Origin of the sequence: Kineosphaera limosa NBRC 100340, assembly GCF_000298215.1 — a bacterium.
Taxonomy (GTDB): domain Bacteria; phylum Actinomycetota; class Actinomycetes; order Actinomycetales; family Dermatophilaceae; genus Kineosphaera; species Kineosphaera limosa.
In genome coordinates this window covers 20,613-41,190 of record NZ_BAHD01000028.1, presented here as the reverse complement: position 1 = coordinate 41,190, position 20,578 = coordinate 20,613, and the positions used below count along the sequence as shown (strand labels likewise).

The 20,578-nt window shown below is 71.2% G+C and carries 17 protein-coding genes and 4 tRNA genes; 16 read left to right on the top strand and 5 right to left on the bottom strand.

Features of this window, described 5'->3' with window-relative positions:
• Nucleotides 1–48: 48 nt before the first annotated feature.
• From KILIM_RS09325 to KILIM_RS09280, 10 genes are all read left to right on the top strand, one after another.
• Nucleotides 49–1,101 (top strand): PHP domain-containing protein, encoded by a 1,053-nt coding sequence (locus KILIM_RS09325; protein WP_006592414.1) that lies wholly within the window; start codon nucleotides 49–51, stop codon nucleotides 1,099–1,101.
• A gap of 182 nt (nucleotides 1,102–1,283) precedes the next feature.
• Nucleotides 1,284–1,356: transfer RNA gene (locus KILIM_RS09320), tRNA-Glu, on the top strand.
• 18 nt (nucleotides 1,357–1,374) lie between these two features.
• Nucleotides 1,375–1,448 (top strand) — tRNA-Asp (locus KILIM_RS09315).
• Nucleotides 1,449–1,462: 14 nt separating this feature from the next.
• Nucleotides 1,463–1,539, top strand: a tRNA-Phe gene (locus tag KILIM_RS09310).
• 139 nt (nucleotides 1,540–1,678) lie between these two features.
• Nucleotides 1,679–2,956: a serine hydroxymethyltransferase gene (glyA, locus tag KILIM_RS09305; RefSeq protein ID WP_006592413.1), complete on the top strand. Its 1,278-nt coding sequence runs from the start codon at nucleotides 1,679–1,681 to the stop codon at nucleotides 2,954–2,956.
• Between the two features lie 193 nt (nucleotides 2,957–3,149).
• Nucleotides 3,150–4,199: an L-glyceraldehyde 3-phosphate reductase gene (gene mgrA, locus KILIM_RS09300; protein ID WP_006592412.1), complete on the top strand. Its 1,050-nt coding sequence runs from the start codon at nucleotides 3,150–3,152 to the stop codon at nucleotides 4,197–4,199.
• 94 nt (nucleotides 4,200–4,293) lie between these two features.
• Nucleotides 4,294–5,634, top strand: coding sequence for a TrkH family potassium uptake protein (locus KILIM_RS09295; RefSeq protein ID WP_006592411.1), 1,341 nt, complete (start codon nucleotides 4,294–4,296; stop codon nucleotides 5,632–5,634).
• Nucleotides 5,635–5,663: 29 nt separating this feature from the next.
• Nucleotides 5,664–6,380 (top strand): potassium channel family protein, encoded by a 717-nt coding sequence (locus KILIM_RS09290; protein WP_006592410.1) that lies wholly within the window; start codon nucleotides 5,664–5,666, stop codon nucleotides 6,378–6,380.
• Between the two features lie 49 nt (nucleotides 6,381–6,429).
• The gene (locus KILIM_RS09285) at nucleotides 6,430–7,110 is read left to right on the top strand and encodes a histidine phosphatase family protein (RefSeq protein ID WP_006592409.1); all 681 of its coding nucleotides are present in this window, start codon (nucleotides 6,430–6,432) and stop codon (nucleotides 7,108–7,110) included.
• Between the two features lie 171 nt (nucleotides 7,111–7,281).
• Nucleotides 7,282–8,532 (top strand): hypothetical protein, encoded by a 1,251-nt coding sequence (locus KILIM_RS09280; RefSeq protein ID WP_006592408.1) that lies wholly within the window; start codon nucleotides 7,282–7,284, stop codon nucleotides 8,530–8,532.
• 34 nt (nucleotides 8,533–8,566) lie between these two features.
• Here the strand turns inward: KILIM_RS09280 and KILIM_RS09275 are convergent, their stop codons facing one another.
• A complete protein-coding gene (locus tag KILIM_RS09275; protein WP_006592407.1) occupies nucleotides 8,567–9,478 on the bottom strand; it encodes an alpha/beta hydrolase fold domain-containing protein in 912 nt (303 codons plus the stop codon).
• 199 nt (nucleotides 9,479–9,677) lie between these two features.
• Here KILIM_RS09275 and KILIM_RS09270 point away from each other — a divergent pair, with 199 nt between their 5' ends.
• The 4 genes from KILIM_RS09270 (at nucleotide 9,678) to KILIM_RS09255 (ending at nucleotide 11,717) form a co-directional block, all read left to right on the top strand.
• The gene (locus KILIM_RS09270; RefSeq protein ID WP_006592406.1) at nucleotides 9,678–10,163 is read left to right on the top strand and encodes a TIGR04338 family metallohydrolase; all 486 of its coding nucleotides are present in this window, start codon (nucleotides 9,678–9,680) and stop codon (nucleotides 10,161–10,163) included.
• Between the two features lie 87 nt (nucleotides 10,164–10,250).
• Nucleotides 10,251–11,156: a DUF7168 domain-containing protein gene (locus KILIM_RS22280; protein WP_006592405.1), complete on the top strand. Its 906-nt coding sequence runs from the start codon at nucleotides 10,251–10,253 to the stop codon at nucleotides 11,154–11,156.
• Between the two features lie 11 nt (nucleotides 11,157–11,167).
• Nucleotides 11,168–11,443, top strand: coding sequence for a hypothetical protein (locus tag KILIM_RS09260; protein ID WP_157551611.1), 276 nt, complete (start codon nucleotides 11,168–11,170; stop codon nucleotides 11,441–11,443).
• Nucleotides 11,433–11,717, top strand: coding sequence for a hypothetical protein (locus KILIM_RS09255; protein WP_006592403.1), 285 nt, complete (start codon nucleotides 11,433–11,435; stop codon nucleotides 11,715–11,717). Before KILIM_RS09260 ends, KILIM_RS09255 begins: the two co-directional genes overlap by 11 nt.
• 112 nt (nucleotides 11,718–11,829) lie before the next feature.
• Here the strand turns inward: KILIM_RS09255 and KILIM_RS09250 are convergent.
• Nucleotides 11,830–11,905, bottom strand: a tRNA-Lys gene (locus tag KILIM_RS09250).
• Nucleotides 11,906–12,180: 275 nt separating this feature from the next.
• Between KILIM_RS09250 and ilvA the strand changes: the two genes are divergently transcribed.
• Nucleotides 12,181–13,443, top strand: a complete 1,263-nt coding sequence (gene ilvA / locus KILIM_RS09245) for a threonine ammonia-lyase IlvA (RefSeq protein WP_006592402.1) — start codon at nucleotides 12,181–12,183, stop codon at nucleotides 13,441–13,443.
• A 49-nt stretch (nucleotides 13,444–13,492) separates the two neighbouring features.
• Here the strand turns inward: ilvA and KILIM_RS09240 are convergent, their stop codons facing one another.
• Genes KILIM_RS09240 through KILIM_RS09230 form a run of 3 tightly spaced genes read right to left on the bottom strand, consistent with a single transcriptional unit; the run spans nucleotide 13,493 to nucleotide 17,751 of the window.
• Nucleotides 13,493–14,296, bottom strand: coding sequence for an enoyl-CoA hydratase-related protein (locus tag KILIM_RS09240; protein ID WP_006592401.1), 804 nt, complete (start codon nucleotides 14,294–14,296; stop codon nucleotides 13,493–13,495).
• Nucleotides 14,286–16,580: an acetate--CoA ligase family protein gene (locus tag KILIM_RS09235; protein ID WP_006592400.1), complete on the bottom strand. Its 2,295-nt coding sequence runs from the start codon at nucleotides 16,578–16,580 to the stop codon at nucleotides 14,286–14,288. Before KILIM_RS09235 ends, KILIM_RS09240 begins: the two co-directional genes overlap by 11 nt.
• Nucleotides 16,573–17,751, bottom strand: coding sequence for an acyl-CoA dehydrogenase family protein (locus KILIM_RS09230; protein WP_006592399.1), 1,179 nt, complete (start codon nucleotides 17,749–17,751; stop codon nucleotides 16,573–16,575). The genes KILIM_RS09235 and KILIM_RS09230 overlap by 8 nt, the downstream gene beginning before the upstream one ends.
• A 102-nt stretch (nucleotides 17,752–17,853) precedes the next feature.
• Between KILIM_RS09230 and KILIM_RS09225 the strand changes: the two genes are divergently transcribed.
• Complete coding sequence (locus KILIM_RS09225) at nucleotides 17,854–20,532, top strand: DEAD/DEAH box helicase (RefSeq protein WP_006592398.1); 2,679 nt, start codon at nucleotides 17,854–17,856, stop codon at nucleotides 20,530–20,532.
• Nucleotides 20,533–20,578 lie beyond the last annotated feature (46 nt).

The window sequence follows — 20,578 nt, the reverse complement described above, 5'->3', positions numbered from 1 at the left end:
TGAGATAGGCAACTCGCCCTCCGCGCGTCGCCCCCTACTGTTGGGCGCATGCCCAAGAGTCTGCGCGAACAGCCGATCGAGCCGATCGACGCGCTGCGACGTATTGCGTTTCTCATGGAGCGCACCCGCGGCCAGACCCGCCGGATCGAGGCGTTTCGCAAGGCCGCCGCCACCCTCGTCCGCACCCCGCGCGATGAACTCGAGCAGCGCGCGACGGCCGGCACCCTGACCGACCTGCCCGCCATCGGCGCCAGCACCGGCAAGGTCATCGCGCAGGCGCTCGCCGGCCGGCGACCCGACTACCTCCTCGACCTCGAGTCCTCCGGCGCCGCCGAGCCGCTCGTCGAGGGCGGGCAGGCGCTGCTCGCCCAACTGCGCGGCGACCTGCACGCCCACTCCGACTGGTCCGACGGCGGCTCGCCGATCGAAGAGATGGTCGCCACCGCGATGGAGTTGGGCCGCGAGTACTTGGCGCTGACCGATCACTCTCGGGGCCTGCGCGTGGCCAACGGGCTCTCGCCGCAGCGGCTGGAGCAGCAGCTGCAGGTCGTGGCCGCCATCGACGCCCACTTGCGCGACCAGCCGTTCACGCTTCTGTCGGGCATCGAGGTCGACATCCTCGACGACGGCACCCTCGACCAGGAGCCGGAGTTGCTGGATCGCCTCGACGTCGTCGTCGCCTCGGTGCACTCCAAGCTGCGCAGTCCGGCGGAGGTCATGACCAAGCGGATGCTCGGCGCGGTCCGCAACCCCCGCACCAACGTGCTCGGCCACTGCACCGGCCGCCTCGTCGAGGGCGCCCGCGGCACCCGGCCGCCCAGCTCGTTCGATGCGCGCGCCGTCTTCACGGCCTGCGCGGAGCACGACGTGGCGGTCGAGATCAACTCCCGACCCGAGCGCTGCGACCCGCCCGACGAGCTCATCACCCTCGCCCTCGAGCTCGGCTGCTTGTTCAGCATCGACACCGACTCCCACGCCCCGGGCCAGCTGGACTTTCTCGCCTACGGGGCGGCCCGCGCCCAGCGCCTGGGGGTGCCGGCCGAGCGCATCATCACCACGTGGGAGCGGGACCGACTGCTGGACTGGACTCGCCCCGCCTGAGGCGCCCGGTCCGCCTCCGCACCAGCGGCACGCCTGTGACCTGCGCAAACGGTGGCGCAAGGCCAGAGGGCGGAAGCGTTTTGGTGTTGTGGGCCCCTCTGTCCTATGCTTTCGGAAGTCCTCGACGGATCCGAGCTGCAGTCGCAACAAGCAGGCGGCGAGGGCCTGTCGAGCGATCGCAGGTCCCCATCGTCTAGCGGCCTAGGACCCCGCCCTTTCACGGCGGTAGCACGGGTTCGAATCCCGTTGGGGATACGAGACACCCTCACACGAGGCCCCGTAGCGCAGTTGGTTAGCGCGCCGCCCTGTCACGGCGGAGGTCGCCGGTTCGAGCCCGGTCGGGGTCGCTCTGCTTGTCAGCGGCCAGGTAGCTCAGTTGGTACGAGCGTCCGACTGAAAATCGGAAGGTCGGCGGTTCGACCCCGCCCCTGGCCACCACGTTGAAGCCGCAGGTTCGCGCCTGCGGCTTCGTCGTTTCCCACGCCCCGCCGCGGATTCGCGAGCCGGTTGGCAGGCGCCCGCGCCCAGGTGGGCCCGTCCCTTCAATTGTGTCGGTCCGGTCTGCCAGACTGCGCCCATGAACCTCCTCAATCAGTCCTTGGCCGAGGTGGACCCCGAGATCGCCGAGGCGCTGGACGCCGAGCGTGACCGGCAGGAGTCCACCCTCGAGATGATCGCCTCCGAGAACTTTGCGCCCGTCGCAGTGCTCGACGCACAGGGGTCTGTGGCGACGAACAAGTACGCCGAGGGTTATCCGGGTCGGCGCTACTACGGTGGCTGCGAGCACGTCGACGTCGTCGAGCAGCTGGCCATCGACCGACTCAAGGAGCTCTTCGACGCCGGCTACGCCAACGTCCAGCCGCACTCCGGCGCCCAGGCCAACACCGCCGTCTTCTTCGCGCTGCTGCAGCCTGGCGACAAGATCCTCGGGCTCGACCTGGCCCACGGCGGCCACCTCACGCACGGCATGCGGATCAACTACTCCGGCAAGATGTTCGAGGTCCACGCCTACCACGTCGACGAAGACGGTCTGGTCGACATGGACGAGGTCGAGGCGCTGGCGCGCGAGCACCAGCCGAAGATGATCATCGCCGGCTGGTCGGCCTACCCGCGCCAACTCGACTTCGAGCGCTTCCGGGCGATCGCCGACGAGGTCGGCGCCTACCTCATGGTCGACATGGCCCACTTCGCCGGGCTCGTCGCCGCGGGGCTGCACCCCAACCCGGTGCCGCACGCTCACGTCACGACCTCCACGACACACAAGACGCTCGGTGGCCCCCGTGGCGGCGTCATCCTCACCAACGACGCCGACCTGGCCAAGAAGATCAACTCCGCGGTCTTCCCCGGCATGCAGGGCGGCCCGCTGGAGCACGTCATCGCCGCCAAGGCCGTCTCGTTCAAGGTCGCGATGGGCGATGAGTTCAAGGATCGGCAGCGCCGCACCCTCGAGGGTGCCCAACTGCTGGCCGACCGCCTCCTCAAGCCCGACATGACGGAGGCCGGCGTCAGCGTGCTCTCCGGCGGTACCGATGTGCACCTCGTGCTCGTCGACCTCGCCAAGAGCGAGTTGGACGGCAAGCAGGCCGAAGACCGGCTGCACCAAGTCGGTATCACGGTCAACCGCAACGCCGTCCCCAACGATCCGCGCCCGCCGATGGTCACCTCGGGGCTGCGCATCGGCACCCCGGCGCTGGCCACTCGCGGTTTCGGGCCGGATGAGTTCGCGCAGGTCGCCGACATCATCGCGCAGACTCTGGCGCCCGACTTCGACGACGACAAGGCCGCGGTGTTGCGCGGGCAGGTCGAGGCCCTCGCCAAGCAGTTCCCGCTCTACCCGAGCCTGGCCCACGCCTGAGGTTCGACACCACCCCCGCCGGATTCGCAGGCGGGATTCTCAGGCTGGTCTTGGGCGGCGCGGCCTACGGTCGGCGCAGCCCGGTCCACGACGGGCAGCGGCGGGCTCCCCAACCCCTCGGGGAGCCCGCCCCTTTGCTCGGCACGTGCCCCCTGGCCCTGCACGGTGGTCGTTGCGGTGCAGGATGGGCGCCATGAGTGAACTGCGCATGAGCGACTACGCGGCGGACCCCTCCCGATACGACTCGATGGTCTACCGCTTCTGCGGTCGCAGCGGCCTGCAGCTGCCGGTCATCTCCCTGGGCCTGTGGCAGAACTTCGGCGACGACAAACCGCACGAGACCCAGCGAGCCATCGTGCGGCGCGCCTTCGACGCGGGCATCACCCACTTCGACCTGGCCAACAACTACGGACCCCCGTACGGCCAGTCGGAGATCAACTTCGGCCAGATGCTGCGGCAAGACCTCGCGCCCTACCGCGACGAGCTGATCGTCTCCACGAAGGCCGGCTGGGACATGTGGCCCGGCCCCTACGGCCAGGGCGGCGGTTCCCGCAAGTACGTGCTGGCCAGCCTCGATCAGTCGCTGCGCCGCCTCCGCCTCGACTACGTCGACATCTTCTACAGCCACCGCTTCGACCCCGACACCCCGGTCGAAGAGACGATGCGGGCCCTGGACCAGGCGGTGCGCTCCGGCAAGGCGCTCTACGCCGGCATCTCCAGCTACTCGGCGACCAAGACCGCGGAGGCCGCCGGCATCGCCCGCGACCTGGGCACCCCGCTGCTCATCCACCAGCCGAGTTACAGCATGCTCAACCGCTGGATCGAGGAGCAGCGCCTGCTCGACACGCTCGAGGAGCAGGGCATGGGGTGCATCGCGTTCACCGCCCTCGCGCAGGGCGTGCTGACCGACCGCTACCTCAACGGCGTCCCGGAGGGGTCTCGGGCCTCGCGCGCCGGCTCGCTCGAGCGCGACCAGCTCAACGACGAGACCCTCGCGCGGGTCCGCGGCCTCAACCAGATCGCCCAGGAGCGTGGGCAGTCGCTGGCGCAGATGGCCCTCGCCTGGGTGTTGCGGGACGAGCGCATGACCTCGACGGTCGTCGGCGCCTCCAGCGTTCGGCAGCTCGACAACAACCTCGGCGCGCTGGCCAACCTGACCTTCACCGACGAAGAACTGCGCGCCATCGACGAATTCGCCGTCGACTCCGGCGTCAACCTCTGGGCCGGGCAGACGAAGGAATAGGGGAGAAGGTCGGGGCCGGCGCCCCGGTCGCTGCGGCCAAGCGGTCGGGCGCCGGGGCCTGAGTTCGACACGGGCAGTGGCAACAGGAGGCCGGATGAGTGCGGGACGCGTGTGGCAGCGCGCGCTGCTGCATCCGGTGCGCCTGGTGCCGCTGGCGTTCCTGGCCGTCATCACCCTCGGGACGCTCGTGCTGCTGCTGCCGATCGCGCACCCCGGCGAGGTGCGCCCGCTCGCCGCGGCCTTCACCGCCGTCTCCGCGACCTGCATCACCGGCCTGGCGGTCGTCGACACCGCGACCTACTGGACGCCGTTCGGGCAGGTCGTCATCGTCGTCCTCACCCAGATGGGCGGCTTCGGCATCATGTCGGCGGCCACGCTGCTGGCCCTCATGGTGCGCGGCAAGATCGCCCTCTCGGGGTCGCTGGTCACCCAGACGGAGAAGCAGGCCAAGCACATCGGGGACGCGCGCACCGTGTTGGTGCGCATCGGCGTGCTGATGCTCGTGTGCGAGGCGGCGATCGCCGCGGTGCTCACCGTCCGTTTCTTGGCCCGCGGTCTCGACCTCCTCGACGCGCTCTGGCACGGCGTGTTCTACGCCTGCATGTCGTTCACCAATGCCGGCTTCGCCATTCAGAGCGACTCGATCATGGGCTTCGTGCCCGACGCGTTCATCGTCTGGCCCATGTACCTCGGGATCTTCGTCGGCAGCCTGGGCTATCCGGTGATCTTCGAGCTGCTGAAGTCGTGGCGGCGCCCGGACTCCTGGTCGGTGCACACGCGCATCACCTTCTGGGGGTGGCTGCTGTTGGCGGCCATCGGGTTCGTCACCTTCATCGTCTTCGAGTGGACCAATCCCGACACCCTCGGCCCGATGTCGGTGCTGACCAAGATCAACGCGGCGATGGCCGGCACCGTCATGCCCCGCTCCGGCGGCTTCAACGCGGTCGATTACGCCCACATCCACGACGAGACGATCGTCGTGACGATCGTGCTCATGTTCATCGGCGGCGGCAGCGCCGGTACCTCCGGCGGGCTGAAGGTCTCGACGTTCTTCCTGCTCGGCTACGTCATCCTCGCCGAGATCCGCGGTGAGCCGCAGGTGCGCGTCGCTCATCGCAGCATCGGCAGCGCCACCCAGCGCCAGGCCCTGTCGGTGGCGCTGCTGTGCGTCGGCTTCGTGACTCTGGGCACCATCGGCATGGTGATCGTCACCGACCTGCCGCTGGTGGCGGTGCTCTTCGACGTCGTCTCGGCCTTCGGCACCGTCGGCCTGTCGCTGGGCATCACCCCGCAACTCAACGCTCCGGGTCAGATACTGCTCATGGTGCTGATGTTCGTCGGCCGGGTCGGCACGATCACCGTGGCCTCGGCCTTGGCGTTGCGGAACAAGCGCCGCCACTTCAATCTGCCGGAGGAGCGCCCGATCGTCGGCTGACGGGGCGCCCGCGACACGAAAGGGCTCGCATGGCTATCGGCAAAAGGCGGGGTGGTCCCCGCCGCTCGCCCGAATCGATTCTCGTCGTGGGCCTGGGTCGGTTCGGCTCCGCGGTCGCCTTGTCCCTCATCGAGATGGACAAGGAGGTGATGGCCATCGACGAGAACGCCGAACTCGTCCAGCGGTTCGCCTCCGAGCTGACGCACGTCGTGCAGGCCGACACGACCGACGAGGAGGCGTTGCGGCAGTTGGGCGTCGACTCCTTCGACCGGGCGGTCGTCGCGATCGGCTCCGACATCGAGGCCAGCGTGCTGACGGTGCTGGCGCTCTCGGAGGCCGGGGTGGAGGAGATCTGGGCCAAGGCCATCACCCCCAAGCACGGCAAGATCCTCGCTCGCGTCGGCGCCCATCACGTCGTCTATCCCGAGCGGGCGATGGGCAAGCGCGTGGCCCACCAGATCACCGGATCGCTGGAGGACTACCTGGAGTTCGAGGGGTACGCCTTGGCCCGCATCCAGGCGCCGACGGTGTTGTGGGGCGTGCCGCTGGGCGAGTCCGAGGTCCGCAGCCGCTACCACATCACGGTCGTCGGCATCCGCGCCGAAGGGCAGAAGTACACCTACACCGACCTCGACACGATCGCCCACCGCGGTGACGAGCTCATCATCTCCGGCTCCACCAAGGCCGTCGAGAAGTTCAGCGCGCTGCCGCACGACGCCCCCCGGCGCCCGCACGAGGAGCTGTAGTCGCTCGCCCGTGCACGGCAGGTCCGCACGCATCGGTGATGATGGAGGCATGCGACTGCTCCTCGTGCGGCACGGCCAGACCTCCAGCAACATCGGGCACCACCTGGACACCGCGGAACCCGGCGCGGACCTCACCGACTTCGGGCGGGCGCAGGCGCAGGCGATCCCCGCGGCCCTGGCCGGTGAGAGCATTGCGGCGATCTACGTCTCGAACCTCGTGCGCACCCAGCAGACCGCGGCGCCGCTGGCGCAGGCGCTCGGCCTCGAGCCGCTGATCCGGCCGGGCGTCCGCGAGATCGGTGCCGGCGACCTGGAGATGGCCAACGACCGGCCCAGTCTGGAGGCCTACGTCGGGCAGGTGTTCGGCTGGGAGAGCGACCTCGACGCGCGCATGCCGGGCGCCGAGACCGGCCGGGAGGTGCTGGGCCGCTTCGACGAGGTCGTCGCCGAGGCTTTCGGGCAGGTCGGGGAGGGCACGGCCGTCATCGTGTCGCACGGCGCGATGATCCGGATGTGGGTCGCGGGCCGCTCCGACAACATCGACCTGACCTATGCGGCCGAGCATCCGCTGGAGAACACCGCGCTGGTCGCCCTGCACGGCACGCCGGAGGAGGGCTGGACCGTGGACCTGTGGACGCACACGGCCCTCGGTGGGCCCGAGCTCACCGACACCCGGCATACCGGCCCCGGCGGGGAGTCCGACGAGGATCCCAGCGAATCCCGCGAGTGAGGCCGCGCGCCGGTGCCGGCCGAGCGCCGACAGGTGTTTGAATTCCTCTGATGGGTAGCGATATTCGCCGAGTTCGCCTACGTTTCGGCGGGCGCCTGCCGATGGGGCAGCGGGGAAGTCTGCCCGCCGAAACCCGGCGCGGTGGCGCGACCGCGAGGAGGTGACCGGCGGGTGCAGGGTGACGACGCAGCGCAGGAAGGCTCGGGTGAGCAGCCCGAGGAGGCGCGCCCCCGATCCTCCGGGCGGCACCGGCGGCCCCCGAACCCCCGGGCGATCTTGTGGGCGCGCGTGGCCATCGTGGGCCTCGCCGCGATCGTGCTCGTCGCACTGCTCGTCGAGGTCGTGCGCCTCACCGCGGACCCCACCGACAAGGTCACCGCAGCGCAACCGGGATCCCCGGGCCACACGAGCCCCAGCGATGTAGCCAGCGCCCCGACGGAGAGCGACCCGCCGCGCGGGGGAGAGGCGACGGTGCCGCCCACGTCGCCCGCGTCACCAACCGACACGCCAAGCCCGACGCAGGCCCCCACGCAGACCCCCGGCACCCCCGATGCCCCCGACGCCCCGGCGGTGACCACACCGGCGGGGGCGCCGCAGCCCGCCGCACAACTCGCCGCAGCGCAGTTGGCCCGCCTGCACGGCCTGGTGGCAGCGGCGAACACCGGTGCGCCGGTCGCGACGGCCCCGCTGGGCGAGCACCTGGTGACCGTGCCCGGCCGCCAGATCGGGGAGTGGGAGAGAACCACGCTGGAGAACGGGATGACACTGGCGGCCAACAACGACCGAGCGGTGCGCTCCGGCCGGCTGGTGACCCACGAGGCCTTCCCCCGGGCCACGAGCGAGGCGCGGGTGCGGCTGCCCGACGGGCAGCGGTACACGGCCCCGGTGGCCTCGGCGTACGAGACGTTCATGGCGATGCGCGCGATCGAGGGTCCCGCGTGCGAGACCTGCCGCGACATCGTGCTGACGTCGGTCAAGGCGACGACGATGAGCCAGGACACGGACGCGGGCAAGGTCACCCTTCCGGCATGGGAGTACACGGTGCGCGATTCGCGGGTCAAGCTCGTGCGCCCCGCGGTGACCGACGCGGGCCTCGTGCGCTTCACCCCGGACTTTCGCGGCGCCGTTCCGCCGGCCGTCGAGGCCGCCCAACTGCCCTTGTGGCGCACGTCGCTGAGCGCCGACAAGCGGGTCATTAGCGCCGGCATCGAGCGGCGGGATGTCGCCGAGCGCGGCGGCTGCTGGCGGTTGTTCGCCTCCGAGACCGACGAGGCCGTCGCGATCTATGCGGCCCAGGGTCCGGCCGATGCCGCCGGCGCCTGCGCCACGCCCATCGGCAACGTCTCCGTGCGGCTGGCCGCGCCGTTGGGCGATCGCACGATCGTCGACACCTACTGGGAGCGCGCCCTGTCGCTGCGCTGAGTCAGCTCTGAGTCAGCTCTGAGTCAGCTCTGAGTCAGCGCTGATCGGCCCCGTTCAGCGCCGCCCGCACGGTGGCCACGATGCGCTCGCGTGCCGCCCGACCCGAGCGCGTCGGGAGCAGCGGGTAGACGTGGACGAGCCCCTCCTCCTCCTGGAGTTCGACGGCGACGCCGGCGGCCCGAGCGCGGTCGCGCAGGAGGCGGGTGTCGGGCCACAGGATGTCGCGGGTGCCGATGTACACGCTGAGCGGGCCGAGGCCGGTCAGGTCGCCGGCCAGCGGGCTGACGCGGGGGTCGTGCAGCGGCAGGTCGGCGCGCCAGGCGTCGATGAGATGCCGGGTGCCCTCCAGTCCGAGCCAGGGATCGGTGGGCAGGACCGCCGGGACGGCGGGGTTGCTGATCGACAGGTCGAGGGCGGGGGAGATCAAGATGGTGGTCGCCGCCGTCACGCCGTGCTGATCGTGCAGGCTCAGCGCCGTCGACAACGCGATCTGCCCGCCGGCGGAGTCGCCGGCCAGGCACAGGACGCCGTGCTCGGCGCGGGCCTGCGTGGCTGGTGCGACGAAGCCGGCGTTGACCTTGGCCGCCGTGCCGAACGGCACGAGCGGGTAGATCGGCACGATGACGGTGGTGCCTGCCTCCGCGGCGATCTGCGCCGCGAGTTGCCAATGCTGGGGCGCGATCTCGTTGACCCAGCCGCCGCCGTGGGCATAGACGAGGCAGCCGGCGGGACGCACGCGGGTCGGCGTGACCGTGTACACGGGCCACCCGTCGCGGTGGGTCACCGCGACGTTGACATCGCGGCGCAGCAGTCGCGGCGGGCCGAACGCCTTGGGCCGCACCGCCCGCTGGTCGATCTGCCGCTGCGCCCCCGCGCGGGTGCTGAAGGTGCGGTTGGCGCGGGTGAGTCGCAGGAGGGGTGCGACGAGTGCCTCGGGCACGGCCATGACGCGGCTCGCTTTCGGTCGACCAGGTGGTTGCTGCGGGGTGGTCGTTGCGGTGGGGGTCTGGTTTGATCGTGGGCTCTGATCGTGTCCGAGTGTTTCGCATCGGGTCGCTCGGCTGTCCACAGGCCTCGCGCCGTCCACAGCTGCGCTCCGCCGGTGGCGCGCCGCCGGGCCGAGGTGTTGCACACTGACTGCCGTCATGAGCACTCCTGATCCCGACCGCGACGCCGTCTACGCCGCCGAAGACCGCCTGGTGCGGTGGTCGGCCCTGACCGCCGAGCTCGGCAGCGTCCGCGTGTTCGGTTCGGCGTGGACGCCGGAGCCGGAGGTCGTGTTCGGCCGCGTCGAGGACATCGGCCCCTATTGCGCCGGCGTCCTCGATCACATCGGACATCCGCATCCCGTCACCGTCCGCGCGCGGCGCGGCGCCACCAGCGCCCACTACGAGGAGGCCCGTGCGGTCATCGCCATTCCCTCGGCGCGGGTCGGGGGGCAGTGGGCGATGCGCGAATTCACCGTCTTGCACGAGCTGGCCCACCACGTGGCCAGCCGTCCGGGCGCGCCGGAGGTCGCCGGCCACGGACCGGTCTTTCGGGCCGCGTTGCTCGACCTGCTGCGGCAAACGGGCCACCCCATCGCCGCGACCATGCTCGGCATCGCCTACGCCGACGAGGGATTGGGATGACCACAACCACGACGACCACAACCACGCCGACGACAACCACGACGACGACAACCACGACGACGAACCCGAAACGATGAGTACCAAACGATGAGCGACACACGGATGAGCGACACCGAGACGAAGCAGGCACCGACGGGCCGCCCGAACCAGCCCAAACTCGCCCTCATCGCCGACCTGCTGGCCCGCGCCGAGGACCCGAACACGACGACCGCCGAGCGTGAACTCTCGCTCCAGCGCGCGCAGCGCGAGGCCGCCCGGCACGGCATCGACCTGGCCGAGGCCGCGTACGCACAGGCCCAACGCGGCCGGCCGATGGAGCCGGAGGAGCGCCGCGTCGACATCGGGACCAGCGGCACGCCGGGGCTGAAGATCTACGCAGACCTGTTCTTGGCTCTGGCGCAGATCAACGACCTGAAGTGCCTCATCACGATGAGCGGGTCGCACGTTTTCGCCCACGGCATGCCCAGCGACCTCGACATGGCCGAGGCGATGTACGCGAGCCTGCTCGTGCAGATGAACATCGCCGCCGAGCAGTGGTTGGCCACGGGTGAGTACCAGGGCGAGGCCCGCGCGCAGCGGGTGTGGTCGCGAGCCGACCGCGCCTACCGGCCCGGCCGACCGCACAAGGGCGTGGCCCGCCGCAACTTCCAGCGCGGCTTCATCGGCCGGATCGCCGCGCTGCTGCAGGAGCAGAAGGAGGAGGCCCGACGCGAGGCCGAGGAGGCGTCGCAGGCCGCTCGCGCGGCCGCCGAGCCCACGGCGAACCACCGCGCGCTGACGACGACCGCCCTGGCGTTGCGCGCCAAGTCCGAGGCCGTGGACGCCTACCACGCCGCCATCCTCGCCGAGCGAAAGATCCGCCGACACTACAACGGCCAGCAGGGCGGGCAGGGCCACGTGACCGCCCACCTGGCCGGCCGCGCCGCCGCCGATCGCGCCGACACCACCCGCCGCGGCACCCGCGGCCTTCCGTCTGGAAGGGGAAGAGGCTAGTGAATGGAGCCGTGACCAATTTCCCCAATGGGGATTTTGGGTATGATCGGCCCGTGGCGACGATTTCGACTGATGGCCGGGGCCGGGTGACGCTGCCGGTCAAGAACGCAACGTTCGAGCTGACCGAATTGCCCGGTGGGACGCTCATGCTGGAACCGGCGCGAGTTTTGACTCAGGCCGAGTACGAGGTGCTCTTGAACCCGGAGCTGCGGCAGCAGGTGACCGCGTCGATGAACGACCCGGAGGCGGCGACCCGCCACGTGCGGCGGTCCGAGCGTGTTCGCTGAGGTTCGCGAGTCCCCAGCCGTCAAACAGATCCTGGACGACCTGTGGGATCAGGGCAGGACGGATCTGGTCGAGCGGATCGAGGATTGCTTCGATGACATCCGCGAGCGGCGCGCCAGTGCGCGCCAGCACCATTTCCGCAACACCGACCTGTTGCCGCGGGAGGCGTGGGGTGTCGTGATCGCCGACCGTGGGCAGCGTTGGATGCTCGTGTGGAACGAGACCGAGCCCGGCGTCGCGACGGTCCACGGAATCGCGCTGACCAAGACGTTCTGAGTGGTAAGGCCTTGGCTGCGGTCCCCGAGCCCGGGCTGCTAGGCGTAGCGGGCGGTATTTTGCTCGCTTTGCCGAGCGGTGCGGTCGGTCTAGCTGCGGGCGACCCGATCAGTGGTGGGCCCTGTCGGGCTCGAACCGACGCGCTTCGGATTAAAAGTCCGCTGCTCTGCCAACTGAGCTAAGGGCCCGTGGGTTGCGTGGCCGGCGGCGCGGTGCCGGGCGAACCCTGCCAGCAGTATGCCGTACGCCCCACCCACTCCCGAGCGTTGCCCTCCCTGCCGGTGGTTGCTGTCGCAACAGCAACCGTCGGCAGTAGGCGCAACCGTCGAGAAGGTGGCCCGGGTCCGGCCGCCGGCGCCGCGGACATGAGACGGCGTTTCGCAGGTCGATCCCATTGCGCTCGGGATGTGGACACTTGCGTCCATTTGCTGGGCAGCGGGGGCACCATCGTCGGGTGACTACCTTGAGCGCGACGACCGCGGAGCACGTGTCCGCCATCGACGTCGAGGCCGCCTTCGTGCGGCTCCGCTCGCTCATTCGCGAAACGCCGCTGGTGCGTAACGATCGCCTGTCGCGCGCGACCGGCGCCAACGTCTGGGTCAAGCGCGAAGACCTGCAGCCGGTGCGCTCGTACAAGCTGCGCGGCGCCTACAACCTCATCTCCCAGCTCGGTCCGGCCGACCGGCAGCGCGGCGTCGTCTGCGCCAGCGCCGGCAACCATGCGCAGGGCTTCGCCTACGCCTGCGCGGCCCTCGGCCTCACCGGCAGGGTCTACGTGCCCCGCACCACGCCGCGACAGAAGCGCGACCGCATCGCCGCCCTGGGGCGCGGCAGCGTCGAGATCATCGTCGGTGGCGAGGCCTACGACGACGCCGCAGCGGCTGCGCACGCCGATGCCGCCCAGACCGGAGCGGTCGAGGTGCCGGCTTTCGACCACCCCGACACCGTCGCCGGTCAAGGCACGATGGTCGTGGAGGTCGTGGAGCAACTCGGCCACGCTCCCGACGTCATCGTCATCCCGGTCGGTGGCGGCGGCATGCTCGCCGGCTGCTCCACCTGGCTGCGTGGTCGGCACCCGCAGACCCGCATCGTCGGCGCCGAGCCCGCCGGCGCCGCGTGCATGGCCGCCGCCATCGAGGCCGGCCAGCCGCTGGACCTCGACGACATCGAGACGTTCGTCGACGGGGCGGCCGTGCGCCGCGCCGGCGACCTGACCTATCCGCTGGTTCGCGACGCCGAGGTCGAGCTCGTGGCCGTCGACGAGGGCCGCATCTGCACCGAGATGCTCGAGCTCTACCAGGTCGACGGCATCATCGCCGAGCCGGCCGGCGCCCTCTCCTCGGCCGCGTTGCTCGACCAGGTGCAGGTCAACCCTGGGCAGGATGTCGTCGTCGTGCTCTCCGGCGGCAACAACGACGTCTCGCGGTACGCCGAGATCGTCGAGCGCTCGCTCGTCAGCGAGGGCCGCAAGCACTACTTCCTCGTGAACTTCCCGCAGGAGCCCGGCGCGCTGCGGCGATTCTTGCAGGACATCCTCGGCCCGGATGACGACGTCGCCCTGTTCGAGTACGTCAAGCGCTCGAACCGCGAGACCGGGCCGGCGCTCGTCGGCATCGAACTTGGGCGCCCCGACGACCTCGATGGGCTGTTGCAGCGGATGGACGAGAGCTCGCTGGTCGTCGAACGCATCCCCGCCGACAGCCCCGCGTACCGCTACCTCGTTTGAGTCGCCCGCGAGACGGCCGGCGGGTCGACCCCTGTGCTTCGGGGCCGGGTCAGCGACCCTGCCAGCGCGGTTCGCGCTTCTCGGCAAAGGCGCGGGCCCCCTCGAGCTGGTCCTGCGAGGCGTAGAGGGTGCGCACGCTGGGGTAGTCGCTGCGGGCGATCCGCGCCATCGCGTCCTCGAACGCCGCCGTCTGGGACTCCCGAAGAACCTCCTTGATCGCCGCGTAGACCAGCGGCGGCCCCTGCGCGAGGCGGTGGGCGACGGCGAAGACCTCGGCCTCGAGGGCGTCGGGGTCGAGTACCGCGTTGACCAGGCCCCAGCGTTGTGCCTCGGCCGCCTCCATCCACCGACCGGTGAGCAGCATCTCCATCGCCACGTGGTACGGAATGCGCCGCGGCAGCCGCAGGGTCGCCGCGTCGGCGAGCGTCCCCGCGGTGATCTCCGGCAGGGCGAACCGCGCACCGGTCGAGGCATAGATGAGGTCGCACGACAGGGCGAGCTCGAAGCCGCCGCCGACGGCCATGCCGTCGACGATCGCGATGACCGGCTTGTCGAGACCGGGCAACATCTGGATCCCGCCGAAGCCACCGACCCCGTAATCGCCGTCGACCGCGTCGCCGTCGGCCGCCGCCTTGAGATCCCAACCCGCGCAGAAGAACTTCTCGCCTGCCGTGCGCACGACGGCGACCCGCAGGTCGGGGTCGTCGCGGAACCCGGCGAAGACCTCGCCGAGGCGGCGAGATGTCGCCAGATCGATGGCGTTGGCCGGCGGCCGGTCGAGCGTCACCTCGAAGACCTGTCCGTCGATGCGTGTTGTCACACAGTCCTGTGGAGTCGACTGCTCAGTCGTCATCGTGTCCTCCTGCTGTCGGGGGCCTGGGTGAGGGCTTGTGGTCGGTGCCGTCGACTGCCTGCTGGGCCGCGGGCTCGGTTGCGCCCCCGGGCGAAGGATGCGCGCCGACCTCGATGACGAGGGCATCGGCGACCCAGGCCCCGGTCGACGTGACGAGCAGCGGGTTGACCTCGACGGTGCGCGGTGGGACCGATGTGGCGGTGGCGACGATCGCCTCGACGGCATCGAGGAGTGCGTCGAGGTCACCCGCCGGGCTGCCGCGGTAGCCGGTGAGCAGCGGCGCGCACCGCAGCCCCAGGAGCGCCTCACGGACCCGGGCGCGCGGGCTCGGCAGGACGAGGCGGCACGTGTCGGCGAGCAGCTCGGTGCGCGTGCCGCCCCAGCCGAGGGTGAGCACGGGGCCGAACGTCGGGTCGAGGTCGACGCTGACGAGGAGCTCCGCAACGACGTCGACGACGAGTTGCTCGACGAGCACGGCGTCGAACCGGCGCAGCAGCTCGCGGGCCGCCGCGGCGACCTCGTCGCTCGTGCTTAGCCCGAGACGCACCCCGTCGAGGTCGGTCTTGTGGGCGGCGCCCACCCCCTTGACGACCAGCGCAATCGGCGCCGGGGCGTTCTCCTGATTCGGCAGGTCTACCCGGCTCGCGTCCAGGGCCGCGTGCGGCGCACGCAGGATCACCTCGGCGACCTCGACCGCCTCCTGCGCGTTCTGCGCGACCCCGCCCGCGGGGATCCGCGCGCCGTGACCCGCGAGCAGCCGTTTCGCGCGGGGCTCGTCCAGGAGGTGGTGAGTGCGACCGAGCGGCCCGCCGTGCGAGCCGCCGTCGCCGTACGACGCGTCGTCGCCGCGGCCGTGGACCGCCTCGGCGGGAGGTCGTGACCACGCCTGCCCGATGGCGGCGGCCACCTGCGCGGCGTCGACCGCGACGCGGACCGGGGCGAGCACCGGCAGACCGTCCCGCACCCACTGCACGGCGCGCTGCCCGCGCAGATTCGCGGCCATCGCAGCGACGAGTGCCCCCCGCGCCCCCGTCTGCGTCAGGGCCTGCGCGAACGCCTGCGTCGCCAGCAGCCAGTCGCCCGGGTCGCACCGATCGTCCCGCGGGATGTCGGCGAACAGGAGGTGCAGGTCTCCCGGCCCCTGCGTCATCGCCACGAACGTCTCCCGCATCGCCGCAAGGTCGCCCCACACATACGTGTGGTAATCGAGCGGATTGTCGAGCGTCACGCGCGGCCCGAGGGCCCGGCCCAGGGCGTCGCGCTGGCCGGGGGAGAGATCCGCGAAGCCGACGCCCGTTTCGACGCAGGAGTCCGCGACGAGCGCCGCCTCACCCCCGGAAGAGCTCAGCGACGTCAGGGCGCCCCCGGACAGCGGCCCACCGCAGTGCAGCAGCGACAGTGTGCCGAGCAGGGAGTCGACGCACTCGACCCGGCCGATACCGCAGCGGTTCAGGAGGTCCGCGCCGACCGCGGCGTCCGAGGCCATCGAAGCCGAGTGGCTCAGCACGACGCGCTGCGCCTGCACCGACCGGCCGAGCACGAGCGCGACGACCGGTGTCGCGGTCTCGCGGGAGGCTCGGGCCAGGGCCTCGATCCCGCGCAGGTCGTGCAGCGACTCGACTACGAGACCGATCGCGCTCACCTCGGGGCGCCGCGTCAGGGCTCGGGCGAGCTGCCACGGGCCGAGTGCCGCCGCATTGCCGACCGTGAGCACGTGGGCGAGCGGTAGCCCGATGTCCTGCATCGTCAGGCTGATCGCGATGCTCGAGGACTGCGAGACGAGGGCGACACCGCGCTGTTCGTGCTGCTGTTCGGCACTGGGCAGGAGCGTGCCACCGTGCTCGTCGGGCCAGATCGCCATCCCGTCGACGTAGTTCAGCAGCCCGTAGCAGTTCGGTCCGAGGATCGGCATAGCGCCGGCGGCCTCGAGGACCTCGCTCTGCAGGGCACGCCCCGCCGGGCCTGTCTCGGCGAAGCCGGAGCTGTAGACGACGGCCCCGCCGCACCTGCGCGCGGCGAGGGCACCGACGACGTCGGGCACCGCCGACGCGGGGACCGCGACGAAGGCCGCGTCGGGACCCTCCGGCAGCGCGCTCACCGACGTGACCGCCTCATGTCGGCCGACCCGCCCGCTGGGGTGCACCGCCCACAGGGGACCGACGAAGCCGAGCCGCTCCGTCTTCTCCAGCACCCGCGCGCCGAGCCGCGCATCGCCGACGACGGCGAGAGAGCGCGGGGCGAGCAGCCGACTCAGGTCCAGCTCGTCCGGCACCTGCTCAGCCACCGCGGGCCCGCAGGAGGGAGCGGGAGATGATGTGCCGCTGGATCTCCGAGGTGCCGTCCCAGATCCGTTCGACGCGGGCGTCGCGCCAGATGCGCTCGAGTGGCAGCTCGTCCATGAGGCCCATCCCGCCGTGGATCTGCAGGGCGGCGTCAGCGACCTTGGCCAGTGTCTCGGTCGCGGCGAGCTTGGCCATCGCGATCGCCGCGTCGTCTTGCCGGCCGGCGTCGACGAGTGCGGCCGCGCGCCACGTGAGCAGGCTCGCCGCCTCCACCGCGGTCGCCATGTCGGCCAGCTGGAAGGAAACGCCCTGGTTGCGCCCAATCGTCGTACCGAACTGGCGCCGGGTCGCCGCGTGCTGCACGGCGAGGTCGAGCGCCCGCCGCGCACGGCCGAGACTCACCGCCGCCACCTGCAGCCGCGTGGTCCCCAGCCACGTGTTCGCGACGTCGAAGCCCTGCCCGACCTCCCCGAGCACGGCCGAGTCCGGCACCCGAGCCCCGTCGAAGGCGAGCACGAAGTTGTCGTAGCCGCGATGCGACACGCTGCGGTAGCCGGGCAGCACCTGCAGGCCGGGGGTGTCGAGGTCGACGAGGAAGGCGGTGATCTGGGCCCGCCGTGGCCTGTCATCGGCCGGCCCGTCCTCGCCGGTCGCCGCGAAGAGCACGACGTAGTCGGCAGCGTCGGCGTGGCTGATGAAGTGCTTGGTCCCGGTGATGATCCAGTCCGAGCCGGGGCCGCCCTCGCGCACCGCCCGCGTCCGCATCCCGCGCAGATCCGACCCGGCCTCCGGCTCGGTCATGGCGAGGCATTCGGCGCGTTCCCCCCGCACGGTCGGCAGGAGGTAGTCCTCGCGTTGGGCGCCCTCACAGGCGAGCAGGATTCGGCTCGGGCGGGCGACGGCGAACATCTGCAGGGCGTAGCCGGTGTGGCCGAGCTCGCGCTCCATGAGCATCCACGTGAGGGTGTCCAGCCCGCCCCCGCCGATCTCCTCCGGCATGTTCGCCGCATAGAGACCCGCTCGGATCGCCTTGTCCCGCAAGGCCTTCGCCACGTCGTGGTCGAGCCGGCCGGTCCGCTCGACCTCCTCCTCGTGGGGCACGAGTTCGTTGCGGACGAAGGCGGCGGTCGTCTCGACGACCGCGCGCTGCTCCTCGTCGAGGTCGAAATCCATCGGCACTCCTGCGACCTCGCTGGACCCGGGCTGCGGGCGCACGAAGCGGCCGCGGCCATGGTCGACATCCCATCACACGGCGGCGGGGGATGATGGGAGGCGATGAGCATCGACGCGAGCCCCGCCCCGCAGACCCTCCCGGCGACCACGCCGACCGATCCCGACGAGGCGGTCGCCGCCTTCCTCGAGTGGACCCAGGGTCGCGGCCTCACGCTCTACCCCCACCAGGAGGAGGCGCTGCTCGAGCTCGCGAGCGGCGCGAACGTCGTGCTCGCGACACCGACCGGCTCGGGTAAGTCGCTCGTCGCCCTCGCGGCGCACTTTCTCTCCCTCGGCGCGCAGCCGGGCAGCACGACGTATTACACGGCGCCCATCAAGGCGCTGGTCTCGGAGAAGTTCTTCGCGCTGTGCGAGGCGTTCGGGGCGCACCGGGTCGGCATGCTGACGGGAGACGCGGCGGTCAATGCGAGCGCCCCGATCATCTGCTGCACCGCGGAGGTGCTCGCCAACCTCTCCCTGCGCCAGGGCGAGTCGATGCCGGTCAGTTGCGTCGTCATGGACGAGTTTCACTTCTACAGCGAGCCTGATCGCGGCTGGGCCTGGCAGGTGCCGCTGCTGACCCTGCCGCAGGCGCAATTCCTGCTGATGAGCGCCACCCTCGGCGACGTGACAGGCCTCGTCGAGGACCTCACCCGCCGCACGGGCCGCCCGACCGCCGCGGTCACCGACGCGCCGCGCCCCGTGCCGCTGAGCTTTCAGTACGCCCTGACCCCCCTGCACGAGACGCTCGAAGAGCTGCTGAGCACCCACCAGGCTCCCGTCTACGTTGTGCACTTCACCCAGGCCGCGGCGCTGGAGCGGGCCCAGGCGCTGCTCAGCGTGCCGGTCGCCACCCGAGCTGAGCGCGACGAGATCGCCGCCCGCATCGCCGGCTTCCGGTTCGGCAAGGGTTTCGGCGCGATCCTGTCCAAGCTCGTGCGCCACGGCGTCGGGGTGCACCACGCCGGCATGCTGCCCAAGTACCGCCGCCTCGTCGAGACCCTCGCCCAGGCCGGACTGCTCAAGGTCATCTGCGGCACCGACACCCTCGGCGTCGGCATCAACGTGCCGATCCGCACGGTGCTCATCACGGGCCTGACGAAGTTCGACGGGGCCCGTCAGCGCCTCCTGAAGGTGCGCGAGTTCCACCAGATCGCCGGTCGCGCCGGGCGGGCCGGCTTCGACACCGCCGGCACCGTCGTCGTGCAGGCCCCCGAGCACGTCATCGAGAACCACCGCGCGCTGGCCAAGGCCGGCGACGACCCGAAGAAGCGCCGCAAGGTGCAACGCAAGAAGGCCCCGGAGGGGTTCGTCAGCTGGGGCGAGGAGACCTTCGACCGGGTCGTCGGCGCCACCCCCGAACCGCTGATCAGCCGCATGCGCGTCAGCCACGGGCTCGTGCTCAACGTCATCGAACGCCCCGGCGACCCGGTGCTGGCCCTACGCCGGCTGCTCACCGACAACCACGAGGACCCCCGCCGCCAGGCGCACCTGCAACGGCGCGCCATCGAGATCCTGCGCAGCCTCCTGCAGGCCGGCGTCGTCGAGAAGCTCTCGGAGCCCGACCCCACCGGGCGCACGCTGCGCGTCGTGGAGGAGCTGCAGCGCGGCTTCGCGCTCAACCAGCCGCTGTCGACGTTCGCCCTGGCCGTCATCGACCTGCTCGACCCCGAAAGCCCCGACTACGCCCTCGACGTCGTCTCGGTCATCGAGTCGACCCTCGACGATCCGCGCCCCGTGCTGCTCGCGCAGCAGTTCAAGGCGCGCGGTGAAGCGGTGGCGCAGATGAAGGCCGACGGCATCGAGTACGACGAGCGGATGGAGCTGCTCGAGGAGGTCACGTGGCCGCGGCCGCTGGCCGAGCTACTCGACGCGGCGTTCGAGACGTTCCGCGCCTCCAGCCCGTGGCTCCGCGAGGACGACCTGTCGCCCAAGTCCGTCGTGCGCGACCTCTACGAGCGGGCGATGACGTTCGGGGAGTTCGTCGCGTTCTACGGTCTGGCGCGTTCGGAGGGGGTGGTGCTGCGGTACCTCTCCGACGCCTACCGGGCGCTGCGCTCGACCGTGCCCGAGGCCGCCAAGAGCGAACACGTGCGCGACATCCAGGAGTGGCTCGGTGAGCTGGTGCGCCAGACCGACTCCTCGCTGCTGGACGAGTGGGAGGCGCTGACGGACCCGGATCGGCCGCTGGACGAGCCGGTGCGCCCGAGCGAGAGCTCGCCGCGCCCGCTCAGCGCCAACGAGCGCGCCCTGCGGGTGCTCGTACGCACCGCGCTGTGGCGCCGGGTCGACCTGGCGGCCCGCGGTCGGGTCGAGGAGCTCGCGGCGCTCGACGCCGTGCCCACGGCCGCGGAGACCGCAGCCGCCACGGGAGCCTTGCCCGCCGATGGGCTGCCCACCCGCCCGGCGGGGCCCGAGCCCTTGGATGCCCGCGACTGGGCCGAGGGGCTCATCGAGTACGCCGCGGACTACGGCGTCGACGCCCACATCGTGGCGGGCAGCGACGGCGGACTCCAGCTCGACACCGACCTGCTCGACGTCATCGGCACCGGCCCGGACGCCCGCGGTCCCGGGCTGCTGCGCATCGTCGGCGAGGGGCGGCGCCTGCTCGCCGAACAGATCCTCGCCGACCCCGATGGCGACCGAGATTGGCGGATCTTCGCCGAGGTCGACCTCGACGCGACCGACGAACTGGGCGAGCTCGTGCTCACGGTCACCGATCTGGACCGCGCCACCGCCTGAGCGCACCCTCTCAACAGGCCATCGCGCCGAAAAGGGACGCAGCATC